27 protein-coding genes are annotated in these 23,875 nt (G+C 35.6%); 17 read left to right on the top strand and 10 right to left on the bottom strand.

Features of this window, described 5'->3' with window-relative positions; translation table 11 throughout:
* Nucleotides 1-194 precede the first annotated feature (194 nt).
* The 5 genes from MHB74_RS17535 (at nucleotide 195) to MHB74_RS17515 (ending at nucleotide 6,076) form a co-directional block, all read left to right on the top strand.
* On the top strand, nucleotides 195-983 hold the full coding sequence (locus tag MHB74_RS17535; RefSeq protein WP_061678567.1) for a helix-turn-helix domain-containing protein: 789 nt from the start codon (nucleotides 195-197) through the stop codon (nucleotides 981-983).
* A 168-nt stretch (nucleotides 984-1,151) separates the two neighbouring features.
* Nucleotides 1,152-2,765, top strand: coding sequence for a long-chain fatty acid--CoA ligase (locus tag MHB74_RS17530; protein WP_061678568.1), 1,614 nt, complete (start codon nucleotides 1,152-1,154; stop codon nucleotides 2,763-2,765).
* 122 nt (nucleotides 2,766-2,887) lie between these two features.
* Nucleotides 2,888-3,463 carry a biotin transporter BioY gene (locus tag MHB74_RS17525; protein ID WP_061678569.1) on the top strand — a complete coding sequence of 192 codons (576 nt, stop codon included), beginning with the start codon at nucleotides 2,888-2,890 and terminating at the stop codon, nucleotides 3,461-3,463.
* A gap of 65 nt (nucleotides 3,464-3,528) precedes the next feature.
* The gene (locus MHB74_RS17520; RefSeq protein WP_061678570.1) at nucleotides 3,529-4,992 is read left to right on the top strand and encodes an acyl-CoA synthetase; all 1,464 of its coding nucleotides are present in this window, start codon (nucleotides 3,529-3,531) and stop codon (nucleotides 4,990-4,992) included.
* Nucleotides 4,985-6,076: an acetyl-CoA C-acyltransferase gene (locus tag MHB74_RS17515; protein ID WP_061678571.1), complete on the top strand. Its 1,092-nt coding sequence runs from the start codon at nucleotides 4,985-4,987 to the stop codon at nucleotides 6,074-6,076. The genes MHB74_RS17520 and MHB74_RS17515 overlap by 8 nt, the downstream gene beginning before the upstream one ends.
* A gap of 7 nt (nucleotides 6,077-6,083) precedes the next feature.
* Here the strand turns inward: MHB74_RS17515 and MHB74_RS17510 are convergent, their stop codons facing one another.
* The gene (locus MHB74_RS17510) at nucleotides 6,084-6,665 is read right to left on the bottom strand and encodes a DUF6434 domain-containing protein (protein ID WP_061678572.1); all 582 of its coding nucleotides are present in this window, start codon (nucleotides 6,663-6,665) and stop codon (nucleotides 6,084-6,086) included.
* A gap of 104 nt (nucleotides 6,666-6,769) precedes the next feature.
* On the opposite strand from MHB74_RS17510, the gene MHB74_RS17505 reads away from it, so the two are divergent.
* A complete protein-coding gene (locus tag MHB74_RS17505; RefSeq protein WP_061678573.1) occupies nucleotides 6,770-7,213 on the top strand; it encodes an NUDIX domain-containing protein in 444 nt (147 codons plus the stop codon).
* A 44-nt stretch (nucleotides 7,214-7,257) separates the two neighbouring features.
* Here MHB74_RS17505 and MHB74_RS17500 read toward each other — a convergent pair whose 3' ends face one another.
* Nucleotides 7,258-8,460: an alanyl-tRNA editing protein gene (locus MHB74_RS17500; protein WP_152343560.1), complete on the bottom strand. Its 1,203-nt coding sequence runs from the start codon at nucleotides 8,458-8,460 to the stop codon at nucleotides 7,258-7,260.
* A gap of 137 nt (nucleotides 8,461-8,597) precedes the next feature.
* Between MHB74_RS17500 and MHB74_RS17495 the strand changes: the two genes are divergently transcribed.
* Entirely contained in the window at nucleotides 8,598-9,005 is a 408-nt protein-coding gene (locus tag MHB74_RS17495) for a hypothetical protein (protein ID WP_061678575.1), read from the top strand.
* Between the two features lie 68 nt (nucleotides 9,006-9,073).
* The gene (locus tag MHB74_RS17490) at nucleotides 9,074-10,312 is read left to right on the top strand and encodes an MDR family MFS transporter (protein ID WP_061678576.1); all 1,239 of its coding nucleotides are present in this window, start codon (nucleotides 9,074-9,076) and stop codon (nucleotides 10,310-10,312) included.
* A gap of 93 nt (nucleotides 10,313-10,405) precedes the next feature.
* On the opposite strand, the gene MHB74_RS17485 is transcribed toward MHB74_RS17490, so the two are convergent.
* Both MHB74_RS17485 and MHB74_RS17480 read right to left on the bottom strand, forming a co-directional pair.
* Nucleotides 10,406-10,792: an Hsp20/alpha crystallin family protein gene (locus MHB74_RS17485; RefSeq protein ID WP_061678577.1), complete on the bottom strand. Its 387-nt coding sequence runs from the start codon at nucleotides 10,790-10,792 to the stop codon at nucleotides 10,406-10,408.
* Nucleotides 10,793-10,916: 124 nt separating this feature from the next.
* On the bottom strand, nucleotides 10,917-11,039 hold the full coding sequence (locus MHB74_RS17480) for a small acid-soluble spore protein P (RefSeq protein ID WP_000517650.1): 123 nt from the start codon (nucleotides 11,037-11,039) through the stop codon (nucleotides 10,917-10,919).
* Between the two features lie 121 nt (nucleotides 11,040-11,160).
* Between MHB74_RS17480 and MHB74_RS17475 the strand changes: the two genes are divergently transcribed.
* Together MHB74_RS17475 and pdaB are read left to right on the top strand one after the other, a co-directional pair.
* Nucleotides 11,161-11,424 (top strand): hypothetical protein, encoded by a 264-nt coding sequence (locus MHB74_RS17475; RefSeq protein ID WP_001146295.1) that lies wholly within the window; start codon nucleotides 11,161-11,163, stop codon nucleotides 11,422-11,424.
* A 46-nt stretch (nucleotides 11,425-11,470) separates the two neighbouring features.
* Entirely contained in the window at nucleotides 11,471-12,196 is a 726-nt protein-coding gene (pdaB, locus tag MHB74_RS17470) for a polysaccharide deacetylase family sporulation protein PdaB (RefSeq protein ID WP_098374097.1), read from the top strand.
* Between the two features lie 40 nt (nucleotides 12,197-12,236).
* On the opposite strand, the gene sspO is transcribed toward pdaB, so the two are convergent.
* On the bottom strand, nucleotides 12,237-12,386 hold the full coding sequence (gene sspO, locus MHB74_RS17465; protein ID WP_061678579.1) for an acid-soluble spore protein SspO: 150 nt from the start codon (nucleotides 12,384-12,386) through the stop codon (nucleotides 12,237-12,239).
* A gap of 291 nt (nucleotides 12,387-12,677) precedes the next feature.
* On the opposite strand from sspO, the gene acnA reads away from it, so the two are divergent.
* Nucleotides 12,678-15,401, top strand: a complete 2,724-nt coding sequence (gene acnA / locus MHB74_RS17460; protein WP_061678580.1) for an aconitate hydratase AcnA — start codon at nucleotides 12,678-12,680, stop codon at nucleotides 15,399-15,401.
* Nucleotides 15,402-15,518: 117 nt separating this feature from the next.
* A complete protein-coding gene (locus MHB74_RS17455; protein ID WP_061678581.1) occupies nucleotides 15,519-17,177 on the top strand; it encodes an ABC transporter ATP-binding protein in 1,659 nt (552 codons plus the stop codon).
* 22 nt (nucleotides 17,178-17,199) lie between these two features.
* Here the strand turns inward: MHB74_RS17455 and MHB74_RS17450 are convergent, their stop codons facing one another.
* The gene (locus MHB74_RS17450) at nucleotides 17,200-17,532 is read right to left on the bottom strand and encodes a YmzC family protein (RefSeq protein WP_080467759.1); all 333 of its coding nucleotides are present in this window, start codon (nucleotides 17,530-17,532) and stop codon (nucleotides 17,200-17,202) included.
* A gap of 5 nt (nucleotides 17,533-17,537) precedes the next feature.
* Nucleotides 17,538-17,762 carry a hypothetical protein gene (locus MHB74_RS17445; protein ID WP_061678583.1) on the bottom strand — a complete coding sequence of 75 codons (225 nt, stop codon included), beginning with the start codon at nucleotides 17,760-17,762 and terminating at the stop codon, nucleotides 17,538-17,540.
* Nucleotides 17,763-18,245: 483 nt separating this feature from the next.
* On the opposite strand from MHB74_RS17445, the gene MHB74_RS17440 reads away from it, so the two are divergent.
* On the top strand, nucleotides 18,246-18,821 hold the full coding sequence (locus tag MHB74_RS17440; protein WP_061678584.1) for a TlpA family protein disulfide reductase: 576 nt from the start codon (nucleotides 18,246-18,248) through the stop codon (nucleotides 18,819-18,821).
* Between the two features lie 115 nt (nucleotides 18,822-18,936).
* Nucleotides 18,937-19,884 carry a 3'-5' exonuclease gene (locus tag MHB74_RS17435; RefSeq protein WP_061678585.1) on the top strand — a complete coding sequence of 316 codons (948 nt, stop codon included), beginning with the start codon at nucleotides 18,937-18,939 and terminating at the stop codon, nucleotides 19,882-19,884.
* A gap of 56 nt (nucleotides 19,885-19,940) precedes the next feature.
* Here MHB74_RS17435 and MHB74_RS17430 read toward each other — a convergent pair.
* A protein-coding gene (locus MHB74_RS17430; RefSeq protein ID WP_151360624.1) for an IS3 family transposase occupies nucleotides 19,941-21,097 on the bottom strand; the annotation gives its coding sequence in 2 pieces (ribosomal slippage) (nucleotides 19,941-20,845 and nucleotides 20,845-21,097; 1,158 coding nt in all).
* Nucleotides 21,098-21,310: 213 nt separating this feature from the next.
* Between MHB74_RS17430 and MHB74_RS17425 the strand changes: the two genes are divergently transcribed.
* Both MHB74_RS17425 and sspN read left to right on the top strand, forming a co-directional pair.
* The gene (locus MHB74_RS17425; protein WP_001254697.1) at nucleotides 21,311-21,454 is read left to right on the top strand and encodes an FbpB family small basic protein; all 144 of its coding nucleotides are present in this window, start codon (nucleotides 21,311-21,313) and stop codon (nucleotides 21,452-21,454) included.
* A 43-nt stretch (nucleotides 21,455-21,497) separates the two neighbouring features.
* On the top strand, nucleotides 21,498-21,632 hold the full coding sequence (sspN, locus tag MHB74_RS17420; RefSeq protein ID WP_000527987.1) for an acid-soluble spore protein SspN: 135 nt from the start codon (nucleotides 21,498-21,500) through the stop codon (nucleotides 21,630-21,632).
* Nucleotides 21,633-21,700: 68 nt separating this feature from the next.
* On the opposite strand, the gene MHB74_RS17415 is transcribed toward sspN, so the two are convergent.
* Nucleotides 21,701-22,993 (bottom strand): glycosyl hydrolase family 18 protein, encoded by a 1,293-nt coding sequence (locus MHB74_RS17415; protein ID WP_061679919.1) that lies wholly within the window; start codon nucleotides 22,991-22,993, stop codon nucleotides 21,701-21,703.
* 109 nt (nucleotides 22,994-23,102) lie between these two features.
* Here MHB74_RS17415 and MHB74_RS17410 point away from each other — a divergent pair, with 109 nt between their 5' ends.
* Complete coding sequence (locus tag MHB74_RS17410; protein WP_000495809.1) at nucleotides 23,103-23,522, top strand: acyl-CoA thioesterase; 420 nt, start codon at nucleotides 23,103-23,105, stop codon at nucleotides 23,520-23,522.
* Between the two features lie 28 nt (nucleotides 23,523-23,550).
* Here MHB74_RS17410 and MHB74_RS17405 read toward each other — a convergent pair whose 3' ends face one another.
* Nucleotides 23,551-23,841 carry a HesB/YadR/YfhF family protein gene (locus MHB74_RS17405; RefSeq protein ID WP_061679918.1) on the bottom strand — a complete coding sequence of 97 codons (291 nt, stop codon included), beginning with the start codon at nucleotides 23,839-23,841 and terminating at the stop codon, nucleotides 23,551-23,553.
* Nucleotides 23,842-23,875: the final 34 nt, after the last annotated feature.

Here is a 23,875-nt window from a genome sequence, read left to right as displayed (position 1 = left end):
TTGTTATAATCGGTTATTGAGATAAGGTGTTTTTATTCATACCATAATCATAAAAGAAAACTAGCTAAATCGTATACAAAACCGCTATTTAACACAATCGCAACCGTAAGTTGACAAAGTGCAACCGCAGGAAGATAGAGATAAGGGCAATGTTTACATACAATTTAGGTAAGAAAACAAAGGGGGACACACATATGGGATTTGGTGAAAAGCTTTTTAAATTAAGAAAGGAAAAGGGCCTTTCTCAAGAAGCATTAGCTGAAAAATTAAACACAACAAGGCAAGCGGTTAGTAAATGGGAAAACGGTCAAGGTTTTCCAGAAACTGAAAAGTTAATAATGATTGGAAATGTTTTTGAAGTATCACTCGACTATTTATTAAAAGAAACTGCAGAGCAAAGTAATGAAAATGTGGAGGGCTATTATGTAAGTCAGGAAATGGCAGAAGGGTATATAGTGTATGGGCAAAAAAATTCTAAATATATTGCGTTAGGATTTAGTTTGCTCATTTTATCTACAATACCGTATTTATTATTTAAAGAAAATGCAACAATGTCAACATTCCTTGTCATTATCATTGCTGTCCTTGGAATTGGATCAATGATGGTACCTGCAACAATAGAAGAGAGTCGATACAATGTACTGAAAAAAGAAGAACTACTATTTGATCAAAACTTTCTAAAAGAATTGACAAAAAGATATGCGATTATTAAGAAGAAGTATGCTGCAGTGATGATTGTTGGATTTTGTTTTATAGCCGCAGGCGCAATACCGTTTTTGTTTGAGGAAAAACATATCACTTCAGGAGAATTAGTGCAGTATTATCCGTATTGTGTTGTACTGATTGCAATTGGAGTCTATCTTTTTGTCCGTGTTGTAGGAGTGTGGGAGATATATCGAATTTTAGTAGAAAATAAGGAATACAGTAATCGTTTTATTTTTAAAATGAAAAAGAAAGTAAGGAAAAAGGTAGATAGTTTATAAAGAATAAAAAACATGTTTCGAATCAACGTATTCAAAACATGTTTTTTATCGTTCTGAATTATTTCCAAAGAAATAATTCAGAAAATACAGAAAAATGTCGTAATCATTTGTAGAAGTCTGTTATAATAAATGAAAAATGAAAACGCTTTAAAGGGGGATGTAACCAATATGATGATGAATGTACCGCTAACAATTAGTTCCATGATGGAAAGAGCAGAAAAACTGTTTTCAAAGAAAGAAATTGTTTCACGGACACATGATACAGTTACGACGTTAACGTATAAGCAGTTAGGTGAAAGGACGAGAAGGCTTTCCAGTTCGTTAAAAAAATTAGGAATTAAAGAAGGCGAGCGTATAGGAACGTTAGCGTGGAATCATCATCGACATGTGGAAGCGTATTTTGCTATTCCTGGTATTGCTTCCGTTTTACACACAATTAATATTCGTTTATCTCCTCAACATATTTCATACATTATTCAGCATGCAGAAGATCGAATTCTACTTATTGATGAGGATCTCGTACCGCTCGTTGAAAAAATTCAATCTGAATTATCAACTGTACAAGCCTATATTATTATGACTGATAAAGATGAACTCCCAGACACTACACTGGAGCCTGTATATCATTATGAAAAGCTATTAGAAGAAGGCGATCCAACTTTCCAATTTGTTAAAGGTATTGATGAAAATACACCTGCTGGTATGTGTTATACGTCAGCGACTACAGGAAACCCAAAAGGTGTTGTATATACGCATCGTAGTACTGTTTTGCATTGTATGGCACTCGGTTTAGCGGATACAGCTGCTTTATCGGAAAGTGATGCGGCAATGGCGATTGTACCGATGTTCCATGTGAACGCTTGGGGGCTTCCTTTTGCAGCTACTTGGTTTGGAACTAAACAAGTTCTGCCAGGACCAATGTTTACGCCAAAAATTTTATTAGAGATGATTCAAGCTGAAAAAGTAACGATAGCAGCAGGTGTGCCGACAATTTGGCTCGGTGTATTACAAGAATTAGAAAATAATAGTTACGATTTATCTAGTATAACGAGAATATTATGCGGTGGTGCTGCTGCACCGAAAAGCGTTATTAAAGCATTTGAACAAAAATATAATGTTCCTTTCGTACATGCATATGGTATGACTGAAACAAGCCCACTCGTAACACTTGCACGTTTAAAAAGTTATGAAACAGAATTATCATATGAAGAGCAATTAGAAATCCGCTCAAAACAAGGATATCTTGTCCCTGGTGTAGAGATGAAAGTAGTCGGTACAAACGGTGAAGTGAAGTGGGATGGTACTGAGATGGGAGAGTTATGTTTACGAGCACCTTGGATCGCTGAAAGCTATTATAACGATGATCGTACTGTCGAAGGATTCCGAGACGGTTGGTTATATACTGGTGATGTTGTTACAGTTGATGAAGAAGGCTGCGTGAAAATTGTTGACCGTACGAAAGATGTTATTAAAAGCGGGGGAGAATGGATTTCTTCAGTGGATCTTGAAAATGCATTAATGGCACATGATGCTATATTTGAAGCAGCTGTCGTTGCGGTTCCTCATCCGCAGTGGCAAGAGCGACCAGTTGCCTGCGTTGTTCAAAAGAAAAATAGTACAGTAAAAAAAGAAGAAATATATGAGTTTTTAAAACCACAGTTTGCGAAGTGGTGGCTACCAGACGATATTATATTTATGAAAGAAATACCGAAAACATCTGTTGGGAAGTTTTTAAAACAGGCGCTTCGAAAAGAACTTGAGCATTTGCATAAAGAGAAATAATTGAAAAACATTTGTAAACCTATATTTAAAATAAGTTGACAAAGGCAAAATAGAAAGATAATATAACTCCTATAATATGTTATCTAAAAATCATTTTAAGTTTACAAATAGGAGAAGCAAATATGAATACAAAAAACTTAGTTTTCGTCGCTTTATTTAGTTCTATTATGGGAGTGTTAGGGTTAATACCTCCAATTGCTCTTTCTATTACACCAGTTCCAATTACGTTACAATCACTTGGTGTTATGCTTGCTGGTGGGTTGTTAGGCTCACGTCTTGGTGCATTAAGTCAGCTTATTTTCTTACTTATTGTAGGAGTAGGAGCGCCATTACTTGCTGGTGGACGCGGTGGTCCAGGTGTATTTGTTGGACCAAGTGCAGGGTATTTACTTGGTTATATCGTTGGAGCGTTTGTTATTGGTTATTTAATTGAGCGTTTACGTGAAGTTTCTATAATAAAGGTATTATGTATTAATATAATTGGTGGTATTTTCGTAGTTTATGTATTTGGTATTATTGTACAAGCTTTCTTTATGGATGTTTCTATATGGCAGACGATGAAAGTAAGTGCCGTATTTTTACCAGGTGATTGCATAAAAGCGATTATAGCAGCGATTCTTGTAACGAAATTACATCGTTCATTGAAACATATTATTACGCCTGCTCTAAAGAGCGGAAAATATACAAATGCAGGATAAGAAAGAGAAGAAACACGTTCATTGCGTGTTTCTTTTTATTATTTTGTAGAGAAAGGACAACTTATATGGGAATTACAAAAGAATATAAAAAACATCTCTCTATACAATCAAATAAAATAGCGATAAAGGAAAATGATCGAATTTTAACATATAAAGAATGGTTTGAGTCAGTGTGTAAAGTAGCAAACTGGTTGAATGAAAAAGAATCGAAGAATAAAACGATAGCAATTGTATTAGAGAATAGTATAGAATTTTTACAACTATTTGCTGGTGCTGCTATGGCTGGATGGGTTTGTGTGCCATTAGATATAAAGTGGAAACAGGATGAGCTCAAAGAAAGAATTGCAATCAGTAATCCGGATGTGATTGTGACAGAGCGATATAAGGTAAATGATCTACCTGGTGAAGAAGAAAGAGTAATAGAAATTGATGAGTGGAAACGTATGATAGAGAACTACCTGCCTACATATTATCCTGTAAAAAATGTACAAAATGCTCCGTTCTATATGGGATTTACATCAGGATCGACTGGGAAGGCGAAAGCATTTTTACGGGCGCAACAATCATGGGTTCATAGTTTTGATTGCAATATACAGGACTTTCATATGAAAAAAGAAGATTCTATTTTAATAGCTGGGACGCTCGTTCATTCTCTTTTCTTATATGGCGCAATAAGTGCATTATATGTAGGGCAAACGGTGCACGTTATGAGAAAGTTTATTCCAGATCAAGTGTTGGATAAGTTAGAAATGGAACATATCTCGGTCATGTATACAGTTCCGACAATGCTAGAATCTTTATATAAAGAAAACAGAGTAATAGAAAATGAAATGAAAATTATTTCGTCAGGAGCGAAATGGGAAGCTGAAGCGAAAGAAAAAATAAAGAGTATATTTCCTTATGCACGAAAATATGAATTTTACGGTGCATCGGAACTAAGTTTTGTAACAGCACTAGTTGATGAAGAGAGCGATAGAAGGCCAAATTCAGTAGGAAAACCTTGTCACAATGTGCAAGTTCGAATATGTAATGAAGCAGGAGAAGAAGTACAAAAAGGCGAGATTGGAACTGTTTATGTGAATAGTGATCAGTTTTTTATGGGATACATATTGGATAAGGTTTTAGTTCCAGAGTTGACTGAAGATGGCTGGATGACAGTACGAGATGTAGGTTATGAAGATGAGGAAGGCTTTATTTATATTGTCGGCAGAGAGAAGAATATGATTTTATTTGGAGGAATTAATATTTTTCCAGAAGAAATAGAAAGTGTATTACATGAGCATCCAGCCGTTGATGAAATAGTTGTAGTTGGTGTGAAAGATAGTTATTGGGTTGAAAAACCTGTCGCCATCGTAAAAGGAAGTGCTACGAAGCAACAATTAAAAAGTTTTTGCTTACAACGATTATCCTCGTTTAAAATACCGAAAGAATGGTATTTTGTAGATGAAATACCGTATACAGACAGCGGGAAAATCGCTCGTATTGCAGCAAAAAATATGATTGAAAACCGGGAGAAGATATATGAATAGAGCGGTTATTGTAGAAGCGAAAAGGACGCCCATTGGTAAGAAGAATGGGATGTTTAAAGATTATGAAGTTCAGCAATTAGCAGCGCCGCTTCTTACGTTTTTAAGTAAAGGAATTGAGAGAGAAATAGACGATGTCATATTAGGTAATGTTGTTGGACCAGGAGGGAATGTTGCGAGATTATCTGCTTTAGAGGCAGGACTTGGCTATCATATTCCTGGTGTAACAATTGATCGGCAATGTGGTGCTGGATTGGAAGCTATTCGCACCGCATGTCATTTCATTCAAGGCGGGGCAGGTACTTGTTATATTGCAGGAGGAGTAGAGAGTACAAGTACATCACCTTTTCAAAATAGAGCGCGATTTTCACCAGAAACAATTGGAGATCCTAATATGGGGATAGCGGCTGAATATGTTGCAGAGCGCTATAAAATAACGCGAGAAATGCAAGACGAATACGCTTGTCTTAGTTATAAACGGACACTGCAAGCAGTAGAAAATGGATATTTACAAGATGAAATACTTACGTGTAATGGCTCTTTTGACGAAGCTATAAAACGAGAAATGAAGTATGAAAGAATGATTAAAAGAACAAAGCCCGTATTTTTACAAAATGGTACAGTAACGGCAGGTAATTCGTGCGGTGTAAATGATGGAGGATGTGCCGTTCTTGTAATGGAAGAGGGACAAGCCAGAAAACTAGGATACAAGCCTGTTCTTCGTTTCGTCCGTAGTGCTGTAGTTGGAGTGGATCCAAAGCTTCCGGGGACGGGGCCGATATTTGCGGTGAACAAATTATTAAACGAAATGAATGTGAAAATAGAAGACATCGATTATTTTGAAATGAATGAGGCATTCGCCTCAAAAGTTGTAGCTTGTGCAAAGGAGTTACAAATTCCTTTCGAAAAATTAAATGTAAATGGCGGGGCAATTGCGCTCGGTCATCCGTACGGTGCATCTGGTGCTATGCTTGTAACACGTTTGTTTTATCAAGCGCAAAGAGAGCATATGAAATATGGAATTGCGACGTTAGGAATTGGTGGTGGAATAGGGTTAGCGCTATTATTTGAAAAAGTAGAAGACTAGAAAAGAACTAGTTTTCTACTTTTTGAGGAACATAAGCATTACTACCAGGTTTTGCTTTTATTTCATTCCAAGCAGCGATAGCATCAGCTTTTGATCTGCCGTTGTTATTTGGATCTTCGAAAAAGTCGCGAGTAAAGCGATTGTATTCAAACTGCGCGCTAATAGTTGTTTTATAAGTAGGATCTTTTTTTCGTTCGTTTTCTTCATACCAAAACGTTATCGCGTCTTCATATGTTTTTCCAACATTCTCTTTAAAAAATTTTTGAAGAGCTACTGTAAAACGGAAGTTTGCTCCGATTTTTTCTTTGAAAAAAGCACGAACATCTTCGCTACAGCGGTGATTGTTAGTAATAATCGTTTGAAGAGAAAGTTCTTTATAAGAGAGGGAAGCTTTACTCACCTTTTGACTAGAGCTGTTTTTTAATATTTTACCAGTATGTAAATAATGTGAGATACGCTCAGTTATTTCAATCTTAGAGCCACTAGCTGGCAAACCATGCTCACGGCAAAATGTTTGCAGTTCTGCTTTTAACCAATAATAGTTTTGGAAATCTTCAAGTGATATAAATTTTGTTAAAGTTGGACGCATGAATGTAACAACTTCTTTCTTCCATAATTTTCTTTAATTATAAAACATACGTTCTTTTTGTGGAAGGATTAATTTGTAAATATAACAGGAAGAGGAGATTACATATGGAAAATGTAATGCAAGTTCGTGTTACGGGAATTTTAATTGAAGATGAAAAAGTATTGCTAGTAAAGCAAAAAGTTGCTAATCGCGATTGGTCTTTACCTGGAGGAAGGATGGAGAATGGTGAAATGTTAGAAGAAGCGATGATTCGAGAAATGAGAGAAGAAACAGGATTAGAAGTTAAAATTAAGAAGCTACTCTATGTTTGTGATAAACCAGATGCTAGTCCATCTTTATTACATATTACATTTCTGCTTGAAAAGATTGAAGGTGAAATTACGCTACCTTCTAACGAGTTCGATCATAATCCGATTCATGATGTGCAAATGGTACCGATTAACGAATTAAGTCATTATGGTTTTTCGGAAACTTTTATAAAACTGGTAAATGAAGGGTTTGCAAATGCAGGGAGTTATCAAGGATTGAAACGAAATATTGGTTTGTAAATATAGTTGAAGGATAGCTGTTAGCTATCCTTTATAAACATGTTTTACACAGCTGACTGTAAAGAAGAAACAAGTTGGTTTAAAAACTCTTCTCCGGTCATAACCGCTTTTCCGCCGCCGCGCGCACTCTTTTTATTTCCGCCACCTTTTCCTTCAATAGCAGGAAGAGCGTCTTTTAAAAGTGCGTTCATATCCAGTGTGACTGTTTTTCCGCAAGCGAGAATACATTGTAATTTGTCCTCATTTTCAATAACGAAATATGTAATGGCATGCTCTTGTTGTTCTGTAATAATAGCAGAAAGCTTTGCGATTTCTTGCATAGAACGATTTGTAAATACTTTAGAAATAAGTATGCCAGCATGTATTTCTGAAGGCTGTTGCAGTAGTTCGTTTGCTTCTGCATATAATAATTTTTCATTCATTGTTTGTATTGTTTTTTCGTTTTCTTTTTGAGAGGTGAGAAGTTGTGCTACTTTTGCTGGAATATCATTCTCGCTACTGTTTAATTGTTTAGAAACATCTTTTATAATTTGTTGCTGTTGCCCCATTAATTTAAGTGTGCGCCAGCCAGCGATAAACGTTAATCTTATGCCACCTTTATTACGCTCCCATCCTACTACTTGAATAGGACCTACTTCACCTGTATATTTCGGATGTGTTCCGCCACAGCCGTTGTAGTCGAAGTTTTCAATTATAACAACACGTATATTTTCTGTTAAAGTCGGTTCTTTACGAAGGGGCAATGTTTTCGCTTCTTCTAAGTTCATCCACTGGATGCGGATTGGATGGTTTTCAAAAACAATTTTGTTTGCAATTTGTACTGCTTTTTCAACTGTTTCTGCATGCAGATTTTCTGTTTCTAAATCAATTGTTACCGTTTCTTTCCCAAGATGGAATCCAATTGTAGGTATATTAAAATGGTCCCAAAAAGCAGCGGATAAAATGTGCTGAGCTGCATGTTGCTGCATATGATCAAAACGGCGTTCCCAATTGATTTTACCTTCAACTTCTTCTGTATGTAATTGTTCTGTAATGAAGTGGCGGATTTCTTCATCGACTTCTTCAACATCGTTTACTGCAATGCCATTTAAAGTTCCAGTATCATGGGGCTGCCCGCCACCTGTCGGATAAAATGCTGTTTCGTTTAAAACAACGTATAAGTTACCGTCTTTATCATAATCTTGCTTTATAATTTTAGTAGTAAAGTCTTTCTTATAAGCGTCAGTGTAATATAATTTTTGCTTCAATTTTCTTTCCCCTTTCGTGTTCAATAGTTTCATTGTAAAGCAATTGAAATTAGTTTCCTAATATTTCAGAAGAAAGAAACTATTTTTAGAATTTTCTTGCTATAATAAGAAAAAGAAAATGCGGGGGTGGAATGAATATGTTATATGAAAACGGCGTAGATAAACTACTTAGTTTAAGCAAAAATATTTCTGAATTGTATCGAGAATTAAATGAAATGACCCGGATTTTAACGGACTGTAATCGAGAAAGTGTGAAGTTCGATCGGTTATACGTAAAAGAGGTACTGTGGAAGAAAGAAGATGTAATAGAGAAATATGACCAGCTACTTGTGCAACTTTGTATAAATGAATGCTTTGATCTAAAAAGTGTCATTACAGGGGAATATAAGTATACATATGAAGAAGTAGAAAGTATCGTTTTACAATTTAATGAGAAATACAATGTCGTAATTTTAATTAAAGATGTTTGTAAAGAATTACAGTTTACATACGGCATAGATATGGATATAACGAGAACAACTCGAGTATCAACAGCTCAAGTATAAAAAGGGAAAAGAAAGCAGAACCTTTGCTTTCTTTTTTTATGTAAGAATAGGAGAGAAGGTTTTTTTAGATGAAAGGGAAGTTACAAAATATTCATCCGTTAGGAATGACAATTATAATAGGGACTTTATTTGCGAGGTTTGCCACGTCAATGAGTATCCCTTTTTTAGCGATTTATTTAACGACTGTTAAAGGTGTATCAGCTGGAATGACTGGTGCTATTATTGGAACGAGTGCACTTGTTGGAGTGTTTGCTAGTTTTATCGGAGGGAATTTATCGGATCGGTTCGGCCGAAATATGATTATAATATGGTCCATGATCGTTTGGGTATTTGTATTCATAGGTTTTTCACTTGCAGATCATGTTTTAAGTTTCTTTTTATTAAATGCTTTGAATGGATTATGTAGGTCCTTTTTTGAACCGACGTCAAGAGCATTATTATCAGATTTAACGAAACCAGAGTATCGTTTACTCGTATATAATTTGCGTTACGGTGCAATCAATGTTGGAGTAGCAATTGGCCCACTTGTCGGATTGCAAATTGGAAGCGCAAAATCAACAATTCCGTTTTTAGTAGCAGCTGGAGTATACATTCTATATACAGCTATATTAGCGTTCCAATTTAAGAAGTATCCAATTGAAAAAAAGAAAGTAAATACAGAAAAGCCTGTCACAATGTTAAATGCAATTCGTATTTTGCGAAAGGATGTCGTATTTTTAGTTGCATTAGTTGGTATTATTTTGAGTAATTGTGGTTTTTCTCACTTAACGACAACAGTATCTCAATATTTTGCAAATGCACATATATTTCAGGATGGAGTGAGATTATTTTCATATATGTTAGCTTTAAATGCGATTGTTGTAGTCGTAATTCAATACCCTGTTATTCAAATGTGTAAAAAGTATACACCGTTAGTATCCATTATGGTTGGAACTTTATTTGTGAGCGGAGGATTGTTTGGATTTGGAATAGTAGAATCTATACTAGGTGCTGCTATTTGCACAATTATTTTTACCATTGGAGAAGTTCTCATGTTTTCAATGACGGATGTATTTATAGATGGTATAGCTGTTTCACATTTAAAAGGCACATATTTTGGAGCAATGGGATTTTCAGGAATTGGAGCAGTAATTGGTCCATGGCTTGGGGGAGTACTTCTCGATTACTACGGGTATCAAAATGGATTTATTGTCTTTTCAGCGCTAGCTATATTTTCAACTGTAGCATTTCCTGTACTTTTAGTTACAAAAGGTTTATTGAAAAAAAGAGATGATAAAAATTGTAATTTAGAATTACATGCGAAGTGAAATAAGCCCCAGTAGACGGCTGGGGCTTATTTTTGTATTTATCCCGCTATTTGCGGGCAGTAAAACTTCCATTGATTAAAGTTTTACTTTATTTTAATTCTCAATTTGAAAAAGAACTTTTTCTTCATGTTTATTAGCAACTTCATTTTTCGAAATATGAATGGCTAAATATCCATTCTCTAAGCAGGCTAGCATCTTCTTATAAATAATAGTAGCGGGTAAAGGAATGATCCGCTGCAAAGAACTATTATTATGAAGTATACAAATATTTAGGCCTGTCTCCATCTTTTTAATAACTACATTTTGTTCGGATACATTTGGTACATCTGTTTCCAAAATGTACTCTTGTTCAGTTTCACAAAGGTCAATATGAATTTGATTTGGAAAACTAAAGTTACTACAAGAATCAGAACAAAATTGATCCATCCATTCTTCGAAACCATCAACATGAAAAAGACAATCCTTCTTTTTCTTGCCCATGTAAGACACCCTCCGTAAAATCTCAATTCATACTATGTTATGCATGAATGAAGTAGGGGTGAAGAATAAATGGAAAAATATAAACATTGTATGTGGCAAAGGTAGCTAGTGTGAACCTTTTGTTTTACATATCATGATGTGCATGATTCTTTTGACGTGAATGGTTACGGTTTTTTACTTTATGAGATCCGCTTAATGGTTCAGGTTGTCCTTTTTTTTCTTTTGCTTCACGATTGTTTTTTCCCATTGTAGGTGACACCTCCTCTTTCTCTTTAGAATGAGAGAAGTTTGCAAATTTATACGAGAATGTTTTTAGAAAAAAAGGTAAAGATAAATGGGACTAACTATTATGGAAAGGGGATTATATAGTGCCATATCATAAAGATAAACAACAAGCTTTTCAAGCAGCGCAGCAAGGAGTTACACAAGCAGAAAACGCATTTAATAACATTGTGAAAAATGATCCAAACTACGGTCATGATTTAAAAGAGTTACGCCAAGAGGTTCAGGAAGCGTATGAACAAATTCAAAATGCATTAGAAGTAGCTTCGGAAACACAACGCCCACAACTTGAGCAATACGAAAATAATCTCCAAAACATTATGCGAAATGTAGATCAATTAGAAAAGTAAATGAGATTGTTGTGTATTCGACAACCTTATTACTTTGACGAACGTTATGCTAAAACAGAAGATTTTTCTATTCGTTTTTTGTTTATTATGCGCAGTACATATATTTCAAGTTGAAAAAGTGGAAGCGAAAATGTTGCTCAGAAAAGAGCTAGAACCAACGGGCTATGTAACGTGGGAAGTACCTAATAATGAAAAGATTATTGCCATTACATTTGATGATGGACCAGATCCAACTTATACACCACAAGTTTTACATTTATTACGTCAATATAAAGCAGAAGCGACATTTTTTATGATTGGATTTCGAGTGCAGCGTAATCCATATTTAGTGAAAGAAGTGTTAAAAGAGGGACATGAAATTGGAAACCATACGATGAATCATTTGTATGCGAGTAATTCATCAGACGAAAAATTAGAAAATGATATTTTAGATGGGAAGAAATATTTTAAAAAATGGGTGAAAGAACCTTTGCTATTCCGTCCACCTGGCGGATATATTAACGATGCTGTATTTAAAACCGCGAAAGAAGCGGGTTATCAAACGGTTCTATGGTCGTGGCATCAAGACCCGCGTGATTGGGCAAATCCAGGGGTTGAATCCATTGTAAATCATGTAGTGAAAAATGCTAAAAGTGGAGATATTGTATTGTTACATGATGGAGGAAATGATCGTAGTCAAACAGTAGCAGCATTAGCAAAAATTTTACCTGAGCTGAAAAAGCAAGGCTATCGATTTGTAACGGTTTCAGAATTACTACGTTATAAACATTAGAAAAAATCCCAAAAGGAAATGGACCTTTTGGGATTTTTCGTTACTGGTTCTTTTTACGTTTCTTATTATTTTGTCGCTCTGCTGGAGTTAAAGGCTCGTTTGCAAATTCTTCATTGTAACCAGCACCTTGTCCTTGTGCAGATGCCGTATTCATTCCTGAAATAGTATGATTTGCTTTTCTTTTACCCATTTTATTTCACCTCTATAACATTTTTTGTGTGTTGAATGATAAGCAGTTCATAGTATGTATGAACTGTAAGCAAAGCGCTCATAGAGCACTTTACTTTATGATAATAGTATTCATAAGGAGCATGAACATTATTCGAATTTAGAAACATAAAGAAAACTTATGATAATCTATAAGTTTCTTATTATTTACTTATTTAGAAAGTTGTAATAAGATATTATCGTAAGGTATTGAAAAGTTTGTCTACATTTTATATTCAGACAACTTAGTCACGTTTAACAGGGGGGAAACATAATGGTCAAACATAATCCATTTCAATCACGTGCAACTTTTGAATTAGATGGAAAAACGTATCATTATTATGATTTGAAAGCGCTTGAAAACGCAGGGGTTGGCAACGTATCTCAATTACCATATTCCGTGAAAGTTTTACTTGAATCAGTACTTCGTCAAGTAGACGGACGTGTAATTACAGAAGAGCATGTTACAAATTTAGCGAAATGGGGAACGAAAGATGTGCAAGATATCGATGTTCCATTTAAACCATCTCGTGTAATTTTACAAGATTTCACTGGTGTACCAGCTGTTGTAGATTTGGCTTCGCTTCGTAAAGCAATGGCAGATATGGGTGGGGATCCTGATAAAATTAATCCAGAAATTACTGTAGACCTTGTAATTGACCACTCTGTACAGGTTGATAGAGCGGGTACGGCAGACGCGCTTGCATTCAACATGGACTTAGAGTTTAAACGTAATGAAGAACGTTATAAATTTTTAAGCTGGGCACAAAAATCATTTGATAACTACCGTGCAGTTCCACCAGCTACAGGTATTGTACACCAAGTAAACCTTGAATATTTAGCGCCAGTTGTTCATGCTGTGAAAAATGCTGAAGGTGACTTAGTTGCATACCCAGATTCATTAGTTGGAACAGACTCACATACAACAATGATTAACGGTATCGGCGTTCTTGGATGGGGCGTTGGTGGTATTGAAGCAGAAGCAGGAATGCTTGGACAGCCTTCATACTTCCCAGTACCTGAAGTAATCGGTGTGAAATTAACTGGTACACTTCCAAGTGGTACTACAGCAACAGACGTTGCATTAAAAGTAACACAAGTATTACGTCAAAAAGGTGTAGTTGGTAAATTCGTTGAGTTCTTCGGTAATGGACTAAAGAGCATGCCTTTAGCTGACCGTGCAACAATTTCAAACATGGCACCAGAATATGGCGCAACTTGTGGATTCTTCCCAATCGACGATATTTCATTAGAATACTTACGTTTAACAGGTAGAGATGAAGAGCAAATTCGCGTTGTGGAAGAATACTGTAAAGCGAACGGCTTATTCTATACAGAGGACAGCAAAGATCCAATTTACACTGATCTTGTTGAAATTGATTTAAATACAATTGAATCTAACCTTTCTGGACCGAAACGCCCACAAGATTTAATTCCACTTTCAGATATGAAAGATGCGTTCCACAAAGCTGTTGTAGCACCAGTTGGAACACAAGGACTTGGATTTAATGAGCAAGAGTTCGATAAAGAAGTGAAGGTTACATTAGAAGATAAAGAAGTAACGATGAAAACAGGTGCAATTGCAATCGCTGCAATTACAAGCTGTACAAATACATCAAACCCATACGTATTAATTGGGGCAGGTCTAGTTGCGAAGAAAGCAATTGAAAAAGGACTTGTAGTACCTGAGTACGTAAAAACATCATTAGCACCAGGATCTAAAGTTGTTACTGAGTACTTAGATAAATCAGGTTTAACAACATATTTAGATCAATTAGGTTTCCAAACAGTTGGTTACGGCTGTACGACTTGTATCGGTAACTCTGGTCCATTAGCAGAGGAATTAGAAGAAGCAATCGCAGCAAACGATTTATTAGTAACATCTGTTTTATCTGGTAACCGTAACTTTGAAGGTCGTATTCACCCGCTTGTAAAAGCAAACTACTTAGCATCACCACCACTTGTTGTGGCATATGCACTTGCAGGTACTGTTGATATTGACCTGAAAAATGATGAAATCGGTAAAGATGCAAATGGCAATGCTGTATACTTCAACGATATTTGGCCATCAGCTAAAGAAATTGAAGATGTAGTTCAAAGTGTTGTTACATCTGAACTGTTCAAGAAAGAATATGCACAAGTATTTAACAGCAATGAGCGTTGGAACGAAATCCAAACTTCAAATGAAGCTCTATATACTTGGGATAATGATTCAACTTATATTCAAAACCCACCATTCTTTGAAGGTTTATCAAAAGAGCCAGGTGAAGTTGAAACGTTATCAGGCTTACGCATAGTTGGTAAATTTGGTGATTCTGTAACGACAGACCACATTTCACCAGCAGGTTCAATCGGTAAGCACACGCCAGCTGGACGTTACTTATTAGAAAACGGCGTACAACCAGTTGACTTCAACTCTTACGGTTCTCGTCGTGGTAACCATGAAGTTATGATGCGTGGTACATTCGCGAACATCCGTATTAAAAACCAAATCGCACCAGGAACAGAAGGCGGATATACAACACATTGGCCAACTGGTGAAGTAACATCTATCTATGATGCTGCTATGAAATATAAAGAAGAGGGCACAGGCCTTCTAGTTGTTGCTGGTAAAGATTACGGTATGGGAAGTTCTCGTGACTGGGCTGCGAAAGGTACAAACTTATTAGGTATTAAAGCAGTAATCGCAGAAAGCTTCGAACGTATTCACCGCAGTAACTTAGTGTTAATGGGTGTATTACCACTTCAATTTAAAGATGGCGAAAGCGCTGAAACATTAGGTCTTGTTGGTAACGAGTCATTTGAAATTCAAATTGACAAAACAGTTAGACCACGCGATCTTGTAAAAGTAGTTGCAACTGATGCAGATGGCAACGAAAAACAATTTGAAGTAGTAGCTCGTTTCGATAGTGAAGTTGAAATTGACTACTACCGTCACGGTGGTATCTTACAAATGGTTCTTCGTGAGAAAATTGAAGAGTCTAAAGTGTCGAACTAAATAATTGAAATGAACGATAAGGAAGCTAACAACTGTTAGCTTCCTTATTTTATGAAAAGGGATGAAACCATTTGGTTTCATCCCTTTCTTTTTACTTTAAAAAATGGAGGAAAGGTCATGAAAAAATATAAAAGAATATTGTTACCGTTACAGAAAGAAAAAATGTTAGTAATAGCAGCTGTATGCAGTGGATCCTTCGCAGCTATTTTAAACTTATCTAGACCGATTTTAATGGGATTAATTGTAGATAACCTTATTCAACGGGAGTTAAAGGAGGCGTACCTTTACATTATTCTATTTGCAGCTAGCCGATTGTTGATGTGGATCAACAATCTTTCATTTGATTATGTAAGCTCTAAAGCAAGTCAACGAATATTGCGAAAGAAACGTATAGATGTATTACGTCATTTTTTCTCATTACCGTTTGAAGAGAGTGAGAAGATTAAACAAGGAGAGTTAGAGACGTTAGTTGTGTCTGATATTCCAAACTGGGTCAGATTGTATGGTTCTATATTAATAGAATATATACACGCCGTTGCGCAATTTATAGGTGCGTTCATAGCACTACAACATATAGATATGAAGTTTATATTGTGGGTAACTCCGTTTTTATTTTTAAGTGCAACGGTTCCGGTGGTGATGGGGAAAAGGGTAAGAAATATTGCAAGCGTTGCTCAAAATAATCAATCAAGTGTTGTAGAGATGGTGGCACAGTTTGTAAAAGGAGCACAAGATTTACGTAGTTTGCAAAAAGAAAAGTGGGCTATTAGCTTATTTAAAGGAGTAACAGCACAATCTTATAAAACAGAAGTAAAGAAGACGATGATGCAACACTGCATTGGAGTAGTTGGAACAATGATTGAAACAGGAGCATATATCGTTGTTCTCATTATAGGTGCGCAGAAAATAATGAAGGGGGAAATGGAAGTTGGCTCACTTGTTGCGGTATTAGCTACAATTGAAATGCTCTTTTTTCCAGTTCGTTACGTTGGCGATTTATTAATGATGACACAAGTTGCAGTCGCTTCGGCAAATAGAGTTTTTTCCTTTTTAAATAAACGAGGGGCAGATAGTAGTCGAGAAAGAGCGATGGGGATGACGGTAACAAATGTTTCATTTCAGGAAAGTGATGGAGAAAAATGCAGAATTAAGAATATCGATTTGCAAATTCATCCTGGTGAACTCGTTATTATTGTGGGGGAAAGTGGTGCAGGAAAAACAACGCTTTTAAAATTAATGACAGGTTTGTATAAACCATCTAGCGGTAGCATTGTTTACTATGGTAATGAGGTACGTATGACTACAGTGTGGCAAGAACCTCGTTTCTTTCGGACGACAGTAAAAGAGAATATGTATTTCGGAGAAGAGTATTTAGAAGATCGATTAGAAAAAAATATTGAACTTGTAAATGTGAAACCAATTATTAGAGATTTATCTGGGGGGATTCAAACTGTACTACATAAAAGTGGTGAAGAGTTTTCGGGAGGAGAAAGAAAACGTCTTGCATTATTGCGAGCAATAGGTTCAAATCCGAATCTTATTATTTTAGATGAACCGACTGCTGGATTAGATCCGGATAATCAAGAATTAGTTTGGAATATGCTTAAAGGGCTAGGAAGAAATGTAACGAGAGTTGTGACAACACATGATGTTGAGAGGGCGATGATAGCGGATCGGGTTGTTGTCATGAATAATGGAAGTGTTGTGGAATGTGGGAATCCTAAAGAATTACTAACATATAAGTCATTTTTCAAAAAGATGTTAATAAAAAGATAAGAGCGACATAGTGCTCTTATCTTTATTCACTCGTATTAAGTTGATACGTATAAGACTCAGTATCGTTAGTACTAAACTCTTTCACCAGAGTAAGTTGGTTTGTATCTGGATTATATTTGAAAATTTTGACCGTATGTTCGCTACTTAGAGAGGGGTTATATTCTTGAATAGCGAATGTATTTTCAGCAATCTGTGTCATATTACTGGTCGAAACATTTTCTGTAGAATCATGATTTGTAGAAATTTCAACGACTTTTTTACTATTGAAAAATAAAAGAACAATTACTAAAACAACTAAACATATCCGTATATAACGAAGTTCTTTACTTATAGGATGTTCTCCCAAAATAATCATCCTTTCTATAACTTCTGTATAGTAGTGGTAGTCATAGTCGTCGTGAAGAAACTAAGAAAACCAAGGCCGGCTAATAGGATAAATGAGATTAAAGCGATATAGAGGCAAATACGTCCCACTTGCCTTTCTTCAGGATCTTTACTGAAGAGCGAGATGATCCAAGTAATAATGCCGATTGGGGAAAATATAAAACTAAGAATATATAATAGTATTTTTTCAAATAAGTTCATAAAAACATCCTCCTTTTTGAAATTTCTATATGTGGAGTTTTCTTCTTATTAATGCTGCCGTTATGTAGGAAAGTACAGAATAAACAGCACTAAAAATGATCCAAGTATCAAAGCTTTGTAAAGCTAGGTGTATGTCAAATTCAGAAACGATAATGAAAAATATAAACGGGACAGTAAAAGAAATAATAATAGCAGCCCATTTAAATTTGTATAGCAAACTGCTCAAACAAATACATAGTAATGGTAAAGTGAAAAAAACGAAAGTGAAAGGGTTAATTAGCAATTGTAAAATACATATCACCTCGCAGTTTTTGTATATATTTCTAATTATATGATATAAAGGTAAATATTTCATTTAAATTACAAATATTCCGATTATTTCGACTGTGAATATTTCCAAGCTCGTCCGTATAAGCTAAAATAAGATATATAGTATTTTGTTAATTAAGTTATAAGAAGACAAACACGTTAGGGTGATATAAAATGTGGCGGAAGTTTACGATTATTGTAGTGTTACTTTGTTTAGCCGGATATGCAGCGTATGAACAGTTTGGTAAAAACGATCAGGTGGTACAAGGGAAGCAAGAAAAAAGTGAAGCTGTTATGAAAGAGATGATTGCAAGTAATGGTATTGAAATAGGGAAGAGTGCCCCGAACTTTACATTAGCGAAGTTAGATGGAACGAATGTAAAGTTATCGGATTTAAAAGGAAAGAAAGTGATTGTAAACTTTTGGGCAACGTGGTGTGGGCCTTGCCAGCAAGAAATGCCTGATATGGAGGCTTTCTATAAAGAACATAAAGAAAACGTAGAAATTTTAGCAATAAATTATACGCCTTCAGAAAAAGGTGGGGGTATAGAAAAGGTAAGTAATTTTGCTAAGGAAAAAGGAATTACTTTTCCTATTTTATTGGACAAGAATATTGATGTAACGACAGCCTATAAAGTAATTACGATCCCAACTTCGTATTTTATAGATACGAAAGGTGTCATTCAAGATAAGTTCATTGGACCGATGACACAAAAAGAGATGGAGAAACGGATTGCTAAATTAAAATAACGGTGAAAAGGTAGAAGTGGAAAGTTACCATTTCTGCCTTTTCTTTTTCACGTAGTGATAGCAGCATGTTATGATAAAAGAAATATAAACGTTTAGAGATAAAGGAGTGTATGGAGTGGGGAATATATCCTTACCGTTAGATTATGTTGTAATTGATTTTGAAACAACAGGATTTAACCCTTATAATGATAAAATTATTCAAGTCGCAGCAGTGAAATATCGTAATCATAAACTAGTAGATCAGTTTGTTTCCTATGTGAATCCAGAGCGTTCAATTCCGGACCGAATAACGAGTTTAACAGGTATTACAAATTATCGTGTTTCAGATGCACCGACGATTGAAGAAGTATTACCTTTATTTTTAGCATTTTTACATACAAATGTAATTGTCGCTCATAATGCATCTTTTGATATGCGTTTTTTGAAAAGCAATGTAAATATGCTTGGGCTGCCTGAGCCTAAAAATAAAGTGATTGACACTGTGTTTTTAGCAAAGAAATATATGAAGCACGCGCCTAATCATAAACTTGAAACGTTAAAGCGAATGCTTGGCATTCGTTTAAGTTCTCATAATGCATTTGATGATTGTATTACGTGTGCAGCTGTTTATCAAAAATGTGCATCTATTGAAGAAGAAACAAACAGGAAATCGGATACGGAAGTACTTGATGAAACAGCAGTATATGAAGCAGTAAAAAAGATGCTTGTACGAAATAAACGTGATATCGAATGGGTTCGTTGCATGAATGTAGGAAGTTATTTAGATATAAAAGCTTTTTATCCAGTTATGAGAGTAAAAGTAAAAGGGCGAAAGAAATACGTATTAACAGAGATATTAGAAGCTGATGTGAAAGAAATATGTACGAGTTTAAATTGTGAACCGGCGTTAAAAAGTGAAGTTGGTAATACGAGAATTATGCTTAATAGCTTAGAGGACGTCCTGAAATTAGAAAGTTATATTTTAGAACAGTATGATTTCGTACTGCAAGCGCTAAGTGAGTATAAACAAAGTGAAATGAATGCAGATGAAAAGTTAAAAGAGTATTTAAATATGATGGTATAAAAAACGCCGTGTACGGTTTGAAGTGAACCCCGAAAACGGGACACCAATCAAAACACCTAAACCACTTGTTCCCTAAATTCTTTAGGGGATAAGTGGTTTAATTTTTCTTGAATTCGCACACAATTGTAGTAATGAATGTATTCTAGCACAATCTTTCGCACAGTTGTGTTGGATACTTTTGTTATCTCTTGTGAATAGAAAGCTTCACTTTTCAAATGACCAAAGAAGCTTTCCATGACGGCATTATCATGGCAATTTCCTCTCCGGGACATGCTGGTGATAATGCCGTTTTCTTTGGCATACGCTTGAAATTCTTTTGCTGTATAAATACTTCCTTGATCCGAGTGAAGAAGGACATCTTTTACTCTTCGCCCTCTCATTGCTTGTTTCAATGTCTTCATCGCTAATGTCAGTGTTTGTGATTCGCTGATGACACAACTAATAATTTCACGATTAAAGGCATCCATGATCGTTGATAAATACAAGGTACGCTCTCCAAATAAGAGATACGTCACATCTGTAAACCACTTTTCATTTGGTCTGGATGCATCGAATTCACGCTCCAATCGATGAGGGGCTACCATTGGTTCCGTACCATTGATATATTTCTTTTTCTTTCGACGTACTTTTGAAAGAATGTGATTTTGTCTCATGATTCGTAATACTTTTTTATGATTAACACACAGTCCCATTTTTTGAAGAGTAGCGGTCACTCTTCGATATCCATACCGAAATTTATGCCTAAGACAGACGTCCTTTACTTTCTCTTCTATATCATCTTTCCGATCTTCCGTTCGTTGTAACCAGCGATAAAATGTGGAACGGGGTAATTCTAATACGTTACACAATTCTTTTATCGTTATTTTTGTTTTTACATTTTTCCATAAAGTAACTACAGTTTCTGGTTTCAGCCCCTTTCGATTTCCAGATACTTTCCCCATACAAGTAATTTTGTTTTTAGATGCTTATTTTCTAGACGTAGTTGTTCTAATTCACTGAGCTCTTTTGGTCCTTTTCCATAAGAATATTGTTTTCCTACAGGTTGTTGAAAACGATACGTTTGATCTGTACGATACCATTTCATCCATGTCTTAATTTGGGAAACATTTTTAATTCCGAGTTTCTCCATAATTGTACGATTTGAATAACCATCTTTCTTCATTTCAATTACTTTCCACTTTGTTTCTTCTGGGTAATGAACTCTTGTCGTCATACGAAAAAACACCTCCATTGAATTTGCATACTTAGTATGCGAATTCAGGAGGTGTTTTTTTCATGTACCACTATTCGGGTTCACTTCAGTTTACTGTACACGGCGTTTTTTAGGAGTACTAAAACATAAAATTTTCTTGCAAATCTGATTAAAGAGTTTTTCCTTTGCTCATACTATGTATAGTAAGAATGCGAAGGAGAGAGGGTGAACAGCGTGAGAAGAAGTCGCCGTAAATCATTTGACGAACTTGTGAAAGAAAATAAACAACAATTATTAAGCGATCGTGATGCAATCGATCGTATTGAAGAGCGTATTGAAAAACGTTATGAAATGAAACTTTTTAAGCAAGCTGAATAATTCTTAACACTAGTACGATACTAGTGTTAAGGAGGCGATAGTAATGGGTAATCCGAAAAAAAATTCAAAAGACTTTGCACCGAATCATATTGGGACACAATCAAAAAAAGCTGGTGGCAATAAAGGAAAGCAAATGCAAGACCAAACAGGTAAACAACCGATTGTTGATAACGGTTAAAAAGGGAGAATGTTGTCATTCTTCTTTTTTGTGACGGATTTTTAATAGTAAAAAAGGGCTGACTTTTGTCAGCCCTTTTTCGTAATCGTAAAATTTTCAACGAGTAAACGCCAATTTTGCGGGAATGGTAAACCGATCTTCCAGTAACTAATACCACCAATGCCTTGTTCTTTCATTAAGTTGAATTTACTTTGAATAGATCTCGAATCTTCAAACCAAACTTCGTGTTGTACGCCGTTTTCGTCAAAGTAATTGAAATGTGGAGCTTGAGCTGTGAAATCATAGCGGATAGGAACATTGTATTTACGAGCTAGTGCAACAGCTGCGACAGAGCTAACTGCTTTTGCTGGCGGATTCCCTTGTTTGAACGGAAGTTTCCAATCAAATCCGTATAAATTTTGCCCCATCATAATTTTTTGGGGAGGCATTTGAGATTTTGCGTATTGAAGTACTTCTTTTACAGGACCGATAGGAGAAATAGCCATCGGTGGTCCGCCTTGCCAACCCCAGTCGTATGTCATAATAACGACGAAATCAACAATTTGTCCTTGTGCTTTATAATCGTGAGCTTCGAAAAATTTCCCTTTTTGATTTGAACTTGTTTTCGGTACAAGCGTTGTACTTAATGTGTATCCGCTAGGTAATCGTGTTTTCACATTTCGTAAAAAACGATTATACGCTTCGCGATCTTCAGGTGCCACGCTCTCGAAATCAAAATGAATGTCTCGCATACCATATTTCTCAGCTGTTTGCAAAATGTTTGTAATAAATTTGTTTTGAATCGTTGCATCACGTAAAATAACTGATGTCAGATCAGCACTGAAATTTCCATTTTCAATATTTGTAATAACGAGCATAGGGATGGTTTTACCTTGCGTTGCAATATTAGCGATTTTAGCTGTTTCAGTTGGTTCTTTTAACGTACCATCTCTTTTTGCCTCGAAACTGAAGTAAGCTAAGTATGTTAAAAATGGATTAATAGCACGCGTAGCATTAACTAAACTTTCTTTAATAGGTATAGTTGAAGGTTGTAAATAAGCGATGGATTCTACTGCTCGTTTTGTCCCTTTCGGTATATATAATTGCTGCCCGACATGGAGAATGGATTTTAAAGATAAGTTATTCACTTTAGCTAAGCTAGCGAGAGGAACGTTATATGTTTGAGAAATTCGATAGAGGCTATCGCCAGGCTGTACATAATAATTATTTCCTTTCGTATTCACGATTAGTGCCTGACCAACGACGAGTGTTTCAGATGGATTTAGTCCATTGTCTTTTACTATTTCATCAGGTGTTGATCCATATTTTGATGCCAAGCTATATACGCTATCACCGCTACGAACAGTTACAATTTGAATCATATGCTTGCTCCTTTCAGTAAAAGATTCACTGTTTTTATTTTATTTTTGATTCCGCTGTATTATGATTAAATGTATGCAAGGTAGCAGAAGTGAAAGAAGGCGAATAGAAATGTTTGTAGCAGAACATGAAGTTGAAATCCGTTATGCGGAAACAGATCAAATGGGTGTTGTTTACCATTCAAACTATTTAGTGTGGCTGGAATTAGGTCGCACGAAACTTATACAAGATTTAGGATTTTCATATGTTGAGATGGAGAAAGAGGGAATTATTTCTCCTGTGTTAGACTTACAAATTTCATATCGTAAAGCGATGCGTTACGGTGAAAAAGCAATTGTGAAAACGTGGGTGGACACTGTGAGCCCGCTTCGTGTTGTATATGGTTATGAAATATATAACGGTGATGGAGATCTTTGTATTACTGCAACTACGACGAATATTTGTGCGAAAAAAGAAGGGTTCAGGCCCGTATCATTTAAAAAGTTATATCCTGAGTGGTATGCTAAATATGAGGAAATTAAGAAAAAATAAAAAAAGTGTGGCAGAAGCCACGCTTTTTTTATTTTTCATAATTAAATTGCGGGAAATCATCACCGTCGTTAAATGTAACAGATAAATTATGTCCATCGAAGAACCACTCATCATCGCCTTCAATAAAGAAGTTAATACCTTCTTCTTGAGTTTGAACAGCAGGATGTGCAGGGTCATCTTTACGAATACCTAAAGAAAGTCCTTTTTGCACAGTACTGCAACCGCCGTATTGTACGAATAGGCGTAGTGTTTCACCCAATTGTAAGTTTAATTCATTTTTATACCATTGTGCTGCTTCTTTTGTTACGGAAAGATTCATGTATAGTTCCTCCAAATTATGTTGCTTTTTCTTT

Origin of the sequence: Bacillus sp. FSL K6-0069 (assembly GCF_038007785.1) — a bacterium.
Taxonomy (GTDB): Bacteria; Bacillota; Bacilli; order Bacillales; family Bacillaceae_G; genus Bacillus_A; species Bacillus_A mobilis.
This window is presented reverse-complemented; position numbering and strand designations above follow the sequence as displayed.

Coding starts and splice junctions, on each gene's coding strand:
- MHB74_RS17450 (WP_080467759.1), bottom strand. CDS start 17,532: ATGATTATTTTGGGAGAACATCCTATAAGTAAAGAACTTCGTTATATA.
- MHB74_RS17515 (WP_061678571.1), top strand. CDS start 4,985: ATGAATAGAGCGGTTATTGTAGAAGCGAAAAGGACGCCCATTGGTAAG.
- MHB74_RS17520 (WP_061678570.1), top strand. CDS start 3,529: ATGGGAATTACAAAAGAATATAAAAAACATCTCTCTATACAATCAAAT.
- MHB74_RS17410 (WP_000495809.1), top strand. CDS start 23,103: ATGTTTGTAGCAGAACATGAAGTTGAAATCCGTTATGCGGAAACAGAT.
- MHB74_RS17510 (WP_061678572.1), bottom strand. CDS start 6,665: ATGCGTCCAACTTTAACAAAATTTATATCACTTGAAGATTTCCAAAAC.
- sspO (WP_061678579.1), bottom strand. CDS start 12,386: ATGGGTAAAAGAAAAGCAAATCATACTATTTCAGGAATGAATACGGCA.
- MHB74_RS17525 (WP_061678569.1), top strand. CDS start 2,888: ATGAATACAAAAAACTTAGTTTTCGTCGCTTTATTTAGTTCTATTATG.
- MHB74_RS17490 (WP_061678576.1), top strand. CDS start 9,074: ATGAAAGGGAAGTTACAAAATATTCATCCGTTAGGAATGACAATTATA.
- MHB74_RS17440 (WP_061678584.1), top strand. CDS start 18,246: ATGTGGCGGAAGTTTACGATTATTGTAGTGTTACTTTGTTTAGCCGGA.
- MHB74_RS17485 (WP_061678577.1), bottom strand. CDS start 10,792: ATGGGCAAGAAAAAGAAGGATTGTCTTTTTCATGTTGATGGTTTCGAA.
- MHB74_RS17445 (WP_061678583.1), bottom strand. CDS start 17,762: ATGAACTTATTTGAAAAAATACTATTATATATTCTTAGTTTTATATTT.
- MHB74_RS17495 (WP_061678575.1), top strand. CDS start 8,598: ATGTTATATGAAAACGGCGTAGATAAACTACTTAGTTTAAGCAAAAAT.
- MHB74_RS17505 (WP_061678573.1), top strand. CDS start 6,770: ATGGAAAATGTAATGCAAGTTCGTGTTACGGGAATTTTAATTGAAGAT.
- acnA (WP_061678580.1), top strand. CDS start 12,678: ATGGTCAAACATAATCCATTTCAATCACGTGCAACTTTTGAATTAGAT.
- MHB74_RS17415 (WP_061679919.1), bottom strand. CDS start 22,993: ATGATTCAAATTGTAACTGTTCGTAGCGGTGATAGCGTATATAGCTTG.
- pdaB (WP_098374097.1), top strand. CDS start 11,471: ATGCTAAAACAGAAGATTTTTCTATTCGTTTTTTGTTTATTATGCGCA.
- MHB74_RS17480 (WP_000517650.1), bottom strand. CDS start 11,039: ATGGGAAAAAACAATCGTGAAGCAAAAGAAAAAAAAGGACAACCTGAA.
- MHB74_RS17405 (WP_061679918.1), bottom strand. CDS start 23,841: ATGAATCTTTCCGTAACAAAAGAAGCAGCACAATGGTATAAAAATGAA.
- MHB74_RS17535 (WP_061678567.1), top strand. CDS start 195: ATGGGATTTGGTGAAAAGCTTTTTAAATTAAGAAAGGAAAAGGGCCTT.
- sspN (WP_000527987.1), top strand. CDS start 21,498: ATGGGTAATCCGAAAAAAAATTCAAAAGACTTTGCACCGAATCATATT.
- MHB74_RS17530 (WP_061678568.1), top strand. CDS start 1,152: ATGATGATGAATGTACCGCTAACAATTAGTTCCATGATGGAAAGAGCA.
- MHB74_RS17455 (WP_061678581.1), top strand. CDS start 15,519: ATGAAAAAATATAAAAGAATATTGTTACCGTTACAGAAAGAAAAAATG.